The 12,207-nt window shown below is 28.1% G+C and carries 13 protein-coding genes; 6 read left to right on the forward strand and 7 right to left on the reverse strand.

Annotated features, from left to right (window positions below; translation table 11 throughout):
• Positions 1-58: 58 nt before the first annotated feature.
• Positions 59-1,240, reverse strand: a complete 1,182-nt coding sequence (locus IC219_RS09365) for an ROK family transcriptional regulator (protein ID WP_227481969.1) — start codon at positions 1,238-1,240, stop codon at positions 59-61.
• Between the two features lie 206 nt (positions 1,241-1,446).
• Between IC219_RS09365 and xylB the strand changes: the two genes are divergently transcribed.
• Entirely contained in the window at positions 1,447-2,994 is a 1,548-nt protein-coding gene (gene xylB / locus IC219_RS09370; RefSeq protein WP_413926940.1) for a xylulokinase, read from the forward strand.
• A gap of 69 nt (positions 2,995-3,063) precedes the next feature.
• A complete protein-coding gene (gene xylA / locus IC219_RS09375) occupies positions 3,064-4,401 on the forward strand; it encodes a xylose isomerase (RefSeq protein WP_227830943.1) in 1,338 nt (445 codons plus the stop codon).
• Positions 4,402-4,577: 176 nt separating this feature from the next.
• On the opposite strand, the gene IC219_RS09380 is transcribed toward xylA, so the two are convergent.
• The 3 genes from IC219_RS09380 to IC219_RS09390 form a co-directional block, all read right to left on the reverse strand.
• A complete protein-coding gene (locus IC219_RS09380; protein WP_227830942.1) occupies positions 4,578-6,308 on the reverse strand; it encodes an alkyl sulfatase dimerization domain-containing protein in 1,731 nt (576 codons plus the stop codon).
• Positions 6,309-6,394: 86 nt separating this feature from the next.
• Entirely contained in the window at positions 6,395-6,655 is a 261-nt protein-coding gene (locus IC219_RS09385; protein ID WP_227433877.1) for a DUF1254 domain-containing protein, read from the reverse strand.
• A 14-nt stretch (positions 6,656-6,669) separates the two neighbouring features.
• The gene (locus tag IC219_RS09390) at positions 6,670-7,443 is read right to left on the reverse strand and encodes a sulfite exporter TauE/SafE family protein (protein ID WP_227830941.1); all 774 of its coding nucleotides are present in this window, start codon (positions 7,441-7,443) and stop codon (positions 6,670-6,672) included.
• 605 nt (positions 7,444-8,048) lie between these two features.
• Between IC219_RS09390 and IC219_RS09395 the strand changes: the two genes are divergently transcribed.
• The 4 genes from IC219_RS09395 to IC219_RS09410 all read left to right on the forward strand — a co-directional run bounded on the left by IC219_RS09395 (position 8,049) and on the right by IC219_RS09410 (position 10,740).
• Positions 8,049-9,248 carry a S41 family peptidase gene (locus IC219_RS09395; RefSeq protein ID WP_227830940.1) on the forward strand — a complete coding sequence of 400 codons (1,200 nt, stop codon included), beginning with the start codon at positions 8,049-8,051 and terminating at the stop codon, positions 9,246-9,248.
• A 321-nt stretch (positions 9,249-9,569) separates the two neighbouring features.
• A complete protein-coding gene (locus IC219_RS09400; protein ID WP_227481975.1) occupies positions 9,570-10,031 on the forward strand; it encodes a helix-turn-helix domain-containing protein in 462 nt (153 codons plus the stop codon).
• Between the two features lie 20 nt (positions 10,032-10,051).
• Positions 10,052-10,408 carry a DUF4180 domain-containing protein gene (locus IC219_RS09405; RefSeq protein ID WP_227830939.1) on the forward strand — a complete coding sequence of 119 codons (357 nt, stop codon included), beginning with the start codon at positions 10,052-10,054 and terminating at the stop codon, positions 10,406-10,408.
• Between the two features lie 140 nt (positions 10,409-10,548).
• A complete protein-coding gene (locus tag IC219_RS09410; RefSeq protein ID WP_227830938.1) occupies positions 10,549-10,740 on the forward strand; it encodes an ATP-binding cassette domain-containing protein in 192 nt (63 codons plus the stop codon).
• Between the two features lie 215 nt (positions 10,741-10,955).
• Here IC219_RS09410 and IC219_RS22010 read toward each other — a convergent pair whose 3' ends face one another.
• The 3 genes from IC219_RS22010 to IC219_RS21705 all read right to left on the reverse strand — a co-directional run bounded on the left by IC219_RS22010 (position 10,956) and on the right by IC219_RS21705 (position 12,130).
• Positions 10,956-11,021, reverse strand: coding sequence for a hypothetical protein (locus tag IC219_RS22010; protein ID WP_413926939.1), 66 nt, complete (start codon positions 11,019-11,021; stop codon positions 10,956-10,958).
• Between the two features lie 358 nt (positions 11,022-11,379).
• Complete coding sequence (locus IC219_RS09420) at positions 11,380-11,886, reverse strand: EFR1 family ferrodoxin (RefSeq protein WP_255612967.1); 507 nt, start codon at positions 11,884-11,886, stop codon at positions 11,380-11,382.
• Positions 11,887-11,902: 16 nt separating this feature from the next.
• Positions 11,903-12,130, reverse strand: coding sequence for an EFR1 family ferrodoxin (locus tag IC219_RS21705; RefSeq protein ID WP_255612966.1), 228 nt, complete (start codon positions 12,128-12,130; stop codon positions 11,903-11,905).
• Positions 12,131-12,207 lie beyond the last annotated feature (77 nt).

Genomic DNA, 12,207 nt, shown 5'->3' on the forward strand with positions numbered 1-12,207 from the left:
ATTCGTTTAGGTATTAAAAAATGTAACTAGCTTTTTAAGCTAGTTTTTAGATTACTCATTATAGTGTAGTTATTTTATCATTTATTTCGTTCATCAAAGTTAAATTTTGTATATTTAAAAAGCTCTTGATATTTACAGCAGAACCACCATATAGAGATGCCTCAGACCCTAATGATGAAATTTCTATATTTATACCTTTGTTAAAAGAACTAACTAACATATCTTTTGTAATCTGTAATATCTCAGGTATATCTCTAATTATTTGGCTATTTAAATAGATTATCTCAGGAGCATAGGTTGCAATAGCATTATTTATAGCTATTGATAAGTAACTGCAAAAATCCTTAATAACTTTTTTAGCATTTTGATTATTTGCATAGTATAGCTGTTTTACCATATTAGAATCCATCTTAGGGATATTTTCTAAAGAAGAAAGTTGCTCAAATACTTTTTTCTCTGAACAATATTGTTCTAAACATCCAAGGTTTCCACAAGGACAGGGTTTACCATTAGGCATGATAATAGTATGGCCAATTTCGCCGCTCATACCATTTCTACCATTATATAATTTATTGTTTATTATAATGCCTGAACCAAATCCACTGTGAATACTAAGACTAAGTAATGAACTATGTATCGTTGAGAAAGTACTCTCAGCTAAAGCTGTTAAATTTGCCTCATTTTCTATATGAATAGGGAAGTCGTATTTTTCACTAAGGATACTATATAAATCAATCTCATTAAGATTATAATATGGAGTAAACAGTATTTTATTTTCACAAGTAATTCCATGTATAGCCAGAGTGAATCCTATTACATTATAAGGAGTATCTATTTTGGATATATTATAACTATTTATGACTTCATCTATTAGTTGTATGACATTATCTTTATTTATCTGTATATCTGTCAAATTCTTTGACTTTATAATAGTTCCATCTAAATAAGATAGAGAAGAGAATATATAGTCATATCCAATATCCATACTTAAAGAAATCCCTGCACATTTATTAAATACTAAAAGTATGGGTTTTCTTCCACCACTATGAGTGCTATTTCCAATTCCTATTTCATGGACTAGAGATTCATCAATAAGTTTTTTGGTAATAGCAGATATAGTTGCTTTGTTTAATCCTATGGTAGAGGCGATACTCGCTCTAGAAATAGGACCATTTTTTATAATTTGTTCAAGTACCAATCTTTCATTCATTTCTCGAATAGTGTATTTATCAGTAACCAATTTGATATTCCTCCTTAAAATAATATTGTAATACTTTTTAGTTAAAAATAAAAGGTTATTTTGCATTGACAAAGATAATTAAATATTTTATTATTAGTTCATAAGTTAGTTTAATATACTAACAAAAATAAAGCAAGTAAAATATATCTAAACATAAAAAAATTGGAATAGGAAAACGATAATTATAAGTACTATCTCAAGGAGGGATTAAATTGGAGTATGTATTAGGTGTAGATATTGGTACATCAGGTACGAAAACTGTCTTATTTGATAAACTAGGAAATACTATAGAAAGCTGTACATATGAATATCCTCTTATACAAGAGAAATCAGGCTGGGCAGAACAGGATGCTAATGACTGGTGGAAAGCTGTAGTAGAATCTATAAGACATGTAATTCAAAGTTCAAATATAAGTAGTGAATATATAAAAGGAATTGGATTATCAGGACAGATGCATGGTCTAGTTATGCTAGATAAAGAAGGTAATACATTAAGAAACTCCATAATATGGTGTGACCAACGTACAATAAAAGAATGTGAAGAGATAACTGACTTAGTGGGAAAAGAAAGATTAATTGAAATAACTGCTAATCCAGCACTTACAGGCTTTACAGCATCAAAAATATTATGGGTTAGAAATAACGAACCTGATATTTACAAAAATACTAATAAAATACTTCTTCCAAAAGACTATATAAGATACAAGTTGACAGGAAAGTATGCTACAGAAGTATCAGATGCAAGTGGTATGCAGTTACTTGATATAAGTAAAAGAAATTGGAGTGATGAAGTACTTGAAAAGTTAAATATCGATAAAAACCTTTTAGGTAAAGTTTATGAATCTCAAGAAATAACAGGGTATGTGACTAAAGAGGTAGCAGACTTAACAGGGCTTAAAGAAGGAACAATAGTTGTAGGTGGAGCTGGAGACCAAGCAGCAGGAGCTATAGGAAATGGAATAGTTGAAGAAGGGGTAGTTTCATCTACTATTGGCACATCAGGGGTGGTATTTGCATATACAAAAGAACCTAAAGTTGATAAAGAAGGTAGAGTTCATACTTTCTGTCACGCAGTACCAAATACATGGCATGTTATGGGCGTTACTCAAGGGGCAGGATTATCATTAAAATGGTTTAAGGATAATTTCTGCCAAAGAGAAATAGAAATTTCAAAATCTTTAGAGAAAGATGTATATGAAATTATAAATGGGCAAGTAAGTCAGGTATCATCAGGATGTAATGGATTACTTTACTTACCATATATGATGGGAGAGAGGACTCCTCATCTTGACCCTTATGCTAGAGGAGTGTTCTTTGGATTATCTCCAATGCACTCTAAAAAAGAAATGGCAAGAGCAATTATGGAGGGTGTTTCATACAGTTTAAAAGATTGTATGGATATAATACAAAGCCTTAATATAGATGTTAATGAAGTAAGAGCCTCTGGAGGAGGAGGTAAAAGTAAAGTCTGGAGACAGATGCAGGCAGATATGTTTAATCAAGATGTATATACTATAAACTCAAGTGAAGGTCCAGCATTGGGAGTTGCAATTCTTGCACTAGTAGGGTCAGGAATATATGAAAATATACAACAAGCTTGCAATGTCATAATAAAAACTTCAACTAAGTTAGAAGCAATAAATGAAAATGTGGACATGTACAAGAGATATCACAAATTGTACAAAAAATTATACAAGTCTTTAAAAGATGATTTTAAGATGTTAGATGAAGCAGTTAATTTTAAAGATAAATAATTAAAACAGGTTTAAACTAATAAAAAATATTACATACATCATATGTGTAAAACATTGGGAGGATATAAAATGAGTGAAATATTTAAAGGAATAGGACAAGTAAAATTTGAAGGAATAAATTCTGAAAATGAGTTAGCATTTAGATACTACAATCCTGAACAAGTAGTAGGAGATAAGACTATGAAAGAGCACTTAAGGTTTGCAATGAGTTACTGGCATACTTTATGTGGAGAAAGTAATGACCCATTTGGAGTAGGTACAGTAGATAGACCTTGGAATAACATGACAAATCCAATGGAAATAGCAAAGTTTAAAGTTGATGCAGGATTTGAATTTATGACTAAGATGGGAATTGAGTATTTCTGTTTCCATGATAGAGATATAGCTCCAGAAGGAAAAGATTTAGCTGAAACAAATAAAATATTAGATGAAATAGTTGAGTACATAAAACTTAAAATGAAAGAGACAGGTATAAAATTGTTATGGGGAACTGCTAATATGTTTGGTAATCCAAGATTTGTTCATGGGGCATCTACAACTTGTAATGCTGATGTTTACGCTTATGCAGCGGCTCAAGTGAAAAAGGCTATGGAAGTTACTAAGTATTTAGGTGGAGAAAACTTTGTATTCTGGGGTGGAAGAGAAGGTTATGAAACTTTACTTAATACTAATACAGAACTTGAAATGGATAACTTTGCAAGATTTCTAAAAATGGCTGTAGATTATGCTAAAGAAATTGGATTTACTGGACTATTCTTAATAGAACCTAAGCCAAAGGAGCCTACTAAACATCAATATGACTTTGATACTGCTACAGTTTTAGGATTCTTAAGAAAGTACAATTTAGATAAATACTTCAAAATGAATATAGAAGCAAACCATGCAACACTTGCAGGTCATACTTTCCAACATGAGTTAAATATAGCTAGAATAAACAATGTTTTAGGAAGTGTTGATGCAAATCAAGGAGATTTATTATTAGGATGGGATACAGACCAATTCCCAACAAATATATATGATGCAACACTTGCAATGTATGAAGTGTTAAAGCAAGGTGGAATAGCACCAGGTGGATTTAACTTTGACTCTAAAGTAAGAAGAGCATCTTTTGAAGTAGAAGATTTATTTTTAGCTTATATTGCAGGAATGGATACATTTGCAAAAGGATTATTAATAGCTCATAAATTATTAGAGGATGAAGTATTTGAAAACTTTACTAAAGATAGATATGTAAGTTTTAGTGAAGGTATAGGTAAAGACATAATAGAAGGTAAGGTTGGATTTAAGGAATTAGAAACTTATGCACTACAAATGTCAACTATAAAGAATAAGTCTGGAAGACAAGAAATGTTAGAAAACATACTTAATAGGTATATATATGAAGTTGATACAATTTGCAACAAGTAGTTGTATAGTTATGAATCTTAACTGATTAAATAAAAACTAGGGAGTATTCTCTAGCTTTTATTTTAAAGTGGAAGACTAAAGATGCAAAGTAAGAGGCTAAAGATACTAAAAAATTAATTTAAATTACAACAAAGTGCCTATATTTGAATAATAAATCCAAAATAGGCACTTTAAAATTATTGTAACCAGAATGGCATATCTACAAATGGAGTAAATTCATCAAATAAGTCCAAATAATCTTGGGATTTTTGTGGTTCATTACATTTTGCTAGACCATTTTCAATAGCTTCAATAATATTAACTTCTTTTGTTATTAGCTTTGCCCATATTTCTTTGGACGCATCAATTGAAACATCAGCTTCTATATCACTATCTTGACCATGTATTTCAATAATTCCTCTACGTAACTCTAAATTAAACACTTCATTAGTATCAGTTACACATGCTAGTAGTGTCATATGAACAGCAGAACTTTTAGGACCATTTAGCTTAACTTTGAAAGATTCAAACATAGCTTTGGATGTTAGACCTATAAATGAATTTGAAAAAGGAGGGAATCCTGCATTGGCTCCACCTTGTTTTACTATCTGTTCAAAAGTTCCATCTAATGCCATTGCACTAGTTAGATACCAATTACGCCAAGTGGCATTCTCTGTTTGATATCCAAGCATACGAACAGCAGATGCCTTAAGGCTTCTAGCTTCCATATCGTTATTATTTATACGGATAGGATAGTTTAATATTTCTGCAGCCCATTCATAATCTTTGTCATCGATAGCCTTTTTAGCTTCAGTTAATATTACTTCACGACCACCCATAATTTTTATATATTTTTTAGCTGCATCTTTAGGATAAATAGGATTTAATTTACTTGCTTCACCATTAAACCAGCCTATATATTGGTCATAAACACCTTTAATGCCTTGTTTAAAAGTTCCATAAAATTCACCTAAACGTTCTCTTTGAAATAGATGCGGGGGAAGTTGTCCTAATTCATTTATTGCATAATCAGGAGTATATCCCATATTTATAAGTCTAACTGTTTGGTCATGAGTATACTGTATAGCATCTCTATAGTCTGTTAGAAGAGAAGTACATTCATCTTTACCATGTAGTGGTCTCATATGAGTTCCAACTAAATAATGTGGTTGATAATTACGAATTTTATCAATTCCTGCATACCATTTCTTAGCATCGCGAACAGTACCTCTAACAGTATATATGTTAGGAAATATTTCGCCTTGAACAGCATCTCCAACAAACATTATCTTTTCTTTAGGTAAAAATACACATACAGCATCTTCAGTTTCAGCCTCACAGTGGAATAACTCTAAATCAACACCTGATATAGTAATTTTCAATCCATTTTCAACAGATACAAATGTGTTTGGTGTAATAAATTTATTAGAACCTTTAGATAAAACAGGTCCACAACCTAAGTTAACATAGCCATGTTCTCCTTTGGGAAGTATAGAACCATACATCCAAACAGCTCTTCCCATTCTAATATCTAGTAGTTCCCCACTAGCTTGAGAGAAATGTTTTATAAATGTTTCATCGACAATAACTAAAACTTCTTTATTTTGGCTTTGCTCTTGACTTACACAGACACTCATACCGCCCCAATGGTCACCATGATTATGAGAAACTATTACTGCTTTGACTGGTTTATCAGTGATTTTACGAAAGCCCTTCATTATTTCTTCCATCATTTCTATAGTTTCAGCTGGGTCTATGATTATAATGCCATCAGTCCCTTCAATCATAACTGGATAAGATAATCCAAATCCAACAGCACTATATACATTTTCACCTGTTTTATAAATTTTTTGTTCCATTGTTTTAGAATGTTCTGTCAATCTAGGATTAACAAACTTCGATTTTTCAGTATAAGCGAAATTACTCATAGACATAACTCCTTTTAAATATTAAAAATTTTATTAGTTTACTCTAGTAACAACAGGAGGTAACCATTTACCACAAATAGCATCTATCAAGTGTTAGGTACTTCTATTATTACAGGTTCTTTACGTAAGTCAAGCCAAGCTGTTGAGTATGTAGTATCATTGTTTGGTGCTGGTATAAACGATGTTTGTGGTGATGCTACAGTGGCAGTATGAGCAAATTCATTAAAATTTGTTAATTTAGTTTGGGGATTCATAATCTGTGTATATAGCAATTCATACATACCTACTATTGGATATCCATATATATAAGTATTTTTAACTATTTTAAGTAAATCATTCTTATTCATTGAGAATTCCTCCTTTAAAATAACCTTACTATGTTCCATGAACATGTTATTATTACAAACAACATAACAGCATTATAAGCAATGATTAATTTTGCCTTACTTATTTTTTTATTAATAGCAGTACCTAACAACCCTCCTAAAACTGCAGCAAGCATTATGCATAATAATATTGATATATCAAGACCTAAAGGTATAGAGTTTGAAATTAATAGAGTTATTATTTTTGAAGCTTGAGAGAATAGTATCAGTATTATTGAGTTAACAGATGCGTTCTTTAAATCCATCGAGAAAAACAACGTCAGGGCTGTTATGTTTATAGGACCACCACCTATTCCTAAAAAAGATGAAATCATTCCTAAAGTATATCCAAGTAAAATTATAAATATACGATTCTTTATATGGAATTGTTTTTTATTAGGTAGATTTATGTATATTAATATAGATATTAATAAAGTAAAAAGAAGTCCATTCTGAATTATTTTTACAAGTTTATCTTTGTTAATAAATTCAACTATAAATTCAAATATTTCAGTACCAATTAAACCTCCTAAAATTGCTCCACTTCCAAGCAATATAGTTGTTGGTTTTTCAAATTTAGTTTTATATCTAATATGTTTAATAACAGCTGAACAAGACATAGTAAATACAGCACAAGTTGATAAAAAACTTATAACTGAAGCATCTAGTGTAGTTACTGCATCTAGCACTGGTTTTATAATAATTCCTCCACCAAGTCCAGAAATTGCTCCTACAATAGATGCAATAAATCCTACAATGAAAAATATCATATGTGTTTCTCCTATCCTAAAGTTTTATGCTAATTTTATTAATAGTAAGTATGCCCTAAAACAGTAAAATAATTTATTTTTAATAAGGGTTAAATTTGAAATAATTCATATATTTTTACAAATACTATTATCTATAATGAAATATAAAACTATGTAATATTAATAGTAGAAAATAAAAAAGGATTATATAAAAAATAGGATATAAAAACTTAATATTATCATTAGTAATAAATTAAACTTAAAAATAGTAATGGTTGTATAAAAAATAATTGACTTGTTAAAAGAAAATATAGAAAATTCTATATCAAATAAGATTACAGTATGTATGGTTGCAGTTAAAAATTAATTATAATATTTATGATAGTTTTGTAAAATAATATATGCACTTAGATATAAAAGAAAATTATTTAAATAGTAATTTTACTTTAGAGTAGCCATATTCAAGTATATTTATATATTTAGAGGCTTTTTATAAAATCATAAGAAGACGAATTTTAAGTATATTTGTGGAAATATAAATTATAATAAGATATAAGTATTAGTGTAGAATAGTTATAATAATATAGGCTATTAAAATATAAACTTGGAGAGTTGATGAAAATTGTATGAAAAAGAAAATATTGTTTTTAGGAATTATTTGTATATCTATAATTTTACTAAGTAATAATACTTATTCCCAAAAGAAGCAACTATCTGAGGAAGAAAAGATAGATGACTTTAAATATGTATATAATGTTATAAAAACAGGGTATCCTTACTTGGATGTAAATAAGAGACTTAATCATATTGACTGGTTAGAAAATAAGGACAAATATATAAAAAGAATTAAAAATACTGAAAGTGATGAAGAGTTTATAGAAGAAGTATCCTCTATATTATCAGAATTAAACAATAAACATACTGAGTTAATAGATAATAAAAACAGATATGAACTTTTTAAAAAATCATACTCTAATAATAATTGGTATGACTTTCTTAATGACAAAAAAGTTGTAGATAGATATAATTCTATAAATACTAAAATAAAAATACCAAATGATATTTTTGTAAAAAAAGAACTGATTTTAGAAGATATAATTAAAGGTAAGGTTGGATACATGTATTTACCATCAATGTCACCACAAAATGGGTCAATGGATAAGGATTTAAAAATGATAGGAGATTATGTTAATACTTTAGAAAAATATCAAACTCTAATTATTGATATAAGAGGAAATTCAGGCGGAAGTGATAGGTATTGGAAAGGAATTGTTTCTAAACTTATAAAAAATGATATAAAAATAGAGGGTTATAGACTCTATAGAAATAATAATAAAATAGTTAAAAAATACACCAATGCAAGAAATATAAAGTTAGAGCCTATAGAAAACCTACCAGTAGGTGTAAAGAAAAATGCACCAAAGGAAACTTTAAAAAATTTTAGTGATTTTGAAAAAACTTCTTATACCATAAATACTAATAATGATTTGGAATTTAAAGGTAATATATACTTACTTGTAGATGAAAAAGTATATTCATCATCAGAGTCGTTTTCTATGTTTTGTAAAGAGACTAAGTTTGCAACTTTAGTAGGAGAAACTACTGGAGGTGATGGTGGAGGAATAGACCCTGTGTTGTTTGAGTTAAAAAATAGTGGTTTAATAGTTAGAATGTCAAGTTGTATGTATTTAAACAAAGACGGAATATGCGATGAAGAATTTAAAACTATTCCTGAGTTTAAAGTAAAAGACTGTAAAAGAACAACAAATTTTAAAGATGATAACAGTATAAAAAAGGTATTAAAGCTTGAAAATATCAATTATTAAATAACAATTAAATGTTGCTGGATATTATTTTAGAGATTTATCTTTAGCATTAAAAATTATAGAAAAATTGTAAAAAAGTAACTCAAAATGATTTTAAATGATTTTGAGTTACTTTTTTATGTAAGTTTTGAAGTTTTTTATAAGATTTATTTGTCCTTTTAAAATTTGATTTGAACCTCTATACAAAGATTATAATAATTTCAATAGAGCATTAAAAAGCAATAAAATATAATAAATAGCAATAAAATACAAAATAAATTTGACTTTTTGATATTCTTAAACTAATATATTATTATTATCAAATGAAAGGTAAGTGTAGTTATGGAGGAAAAGTTTTATACAATAGACCAAGTTGCGAATATTTTAGAAATGCATCATAAAACAATAAGAAAGTTTATAAAAGATGGGAAATTAAAAGCTAATAAAGTCGGTAAGCAGTGGAGAGTATCACAAGAGGATTTAAATAGTTTTATGGATGTAAAGAGTGAAAATGAAGATAAGGGTATAGAATTTAGGTTAAATGCATCTGAAAACTTAGCGAGCATCCCAAAAGTTAATGTATCTACAGTAGTTGAGATAAATAATATATCTAATAATGAATATTCACGTTTATCAAATTTGCTTTTGGCACTTACAAATAATCCAACTTCAATATCAAGTGGTTCTACCATTAATTTGAAGTATGCTGAAAATGAAAATAGGCTTAGGGTTATGTTATGGGGAGATATAAAGTTTATTGAGGAAATGTTAAGCTCTATATCTTTATTAATAGAAAATATTTAAAGTAGAAATGAGGAATTAAAATGAATTACGATATAAGAGAACAAAAGGATAAAAAATATATTTTTGTAGATAGCAAATTTAGTAATGAAGAAGAAATCATGGATATTATATCACTGTGTATGGAACATGGTACAGATTATTTGATGTTTAGTAAGAATTCACTTACAGATGATTTTTTTAATTTAAAGACAGGTTTGGCAGGTATTACAATACAAAAATTTATAAATTATAGGATACAAGTTGCTGCAATTGTTGATGATAAAAATAGGATAAATAAAAGATTTTCAGAACTAGTGTTAGAGTTAAATAAATCAAATAATTTTAGGCTATTTGATAATTTTGAGGATGCTAAAAATTATATTTTAAATCTAAAATGACGGAGACTAATAAAATATATAATATAAGTAAGGCATTTAGAAGTATTGAATATAAAAATAAAATACATATATATGATGATTATTTAATAAGTAAATGATATTTTCAGAATTAAGAAATGAACAAATGGAGGTTATTAATTATGAAAGAAATATTAAAAATAAAGAATATATCAAAAGATTATGGTATAAAAGGATTTAAGACAAATGTACTAAAAAGTATATCTCTTACAGTTAATGAAGGTGATTTTATAGCAATAATGGGTTCATCAGGTGCAGGTAAAACAACATTACTTAATCTAAAGTCTACACTTGACAAACCTCAGGAGAAATAATAATTGATGGAATTAACATATCTAAAGTAAAAAATAATGAACTATCAAAATTAAGAAAAGAGAAAATAGGATTTATATTTCAAGACTATAACTTATTAGATAATATGACACTCATGAATAATATAGCACTTCCTCTGGCATTAGGGAAAAAGAAAAGTAAAGAAATTGAAGGTAAGGTATTTTCGATAGCCAAAAAATTTGGATTAGAAAATCATTTAGATAAAGTTAATATCTCTTTTACATGCTTTTTCTATTTCCCTAGAAGAATAGATACAGTTCATATTTGCATATATTATAATCTTCAAAAGGTTATCTTGGGGTTACTCTATTTTCTCTAATTCGAGAATAAGTCTTATATAATTTTTCTAAATTCATCTCCTCAATAATTTGACTTAATAACCTTACAGAATCATCTTTTGGGATTATGTAATCAATATTTAGTGGTAATTTAAATTGATAATTATCACCATAAGTAGTAGTATAATCAATTTATATATTATTTTGTTTTAACATACAATTATTATACATAAATCCCAAGCTCTTTTGAACTTGGGATTTATTTTTTTATGCAAAAAAGGGCGTAGCACTCTTTTTTAGCGCAACAGCCCATTTTATGATGGTTTAAATGTCAAAAGTATATTATTCCAAATAGTATCTTTCCTTATTTTGAGTACTATTTTTATACTCAATGGCTTCAGCAGGGCAACCACAAATGCATGCCATACAATGAGTACAGTTATTCCCCCAATCTGGCTTTTGATTTTTTAAATTAATATTATTTAAAGGACATAATTCTACACATTTTCCACAACCAATACATTTATCTGTATAGTAAAATCCTTTGGCATTAATAATTATCTTATAAAAAACTGTATTTATTATACCACTTTTAATTGTACCACCTAAGCCACTAGGGGTAATAGTTTCAAATTCATTTTCATTACGTATATAAGAGATAATTTTATATATTTGTTTATCTGCTTCTTTAATCATTTGTTTTGATGTTTCTTTGTCTGTTACAGAAAATAAAGCTATATAATTTTCTGGCATTTTAATTTCTGCCATGCCTTTTAGTTGCCACTCTTTGTATTTACAGAGACTTTGAATATAATTTACAGCTTTTGCTGTATCTGCTCCACAAGTCATTACAAAGTAAACTCTATTATTTCCTAAAAATTTTGTTTTTTTTTATGAAATCTGTAACTACTAGAGGCAATCTCCATGCATAAGTGGGGCATACGAATATGAATGGTTTATTTGTTGATACCAAGTCATCTGTTTTTTCTTCTTTTATAAGTTGATTTAGTGATATCATTTCATCACTTAATTCTTGTGCAATTTTACGAGCTACATATCTGCTATTGCCAGTACCACTAAAATATAAAATCATAATTAATTATATCTCCCTAACTATTTTTTTGTTTTAATACTGAATATTTTTGCTTTAATAAAGTAATTTATTAGTTA

The sequence above is a fragment of the Clostridioides sp. ES-W-0018-02 genome (assembly GCF_020658175.1).
Classification (GTDB): domain Bacteria; phylum Bacillota; class Clostridia; order Peptostreptococcales; family Peptostreptococcaceae; genus Clostridioides.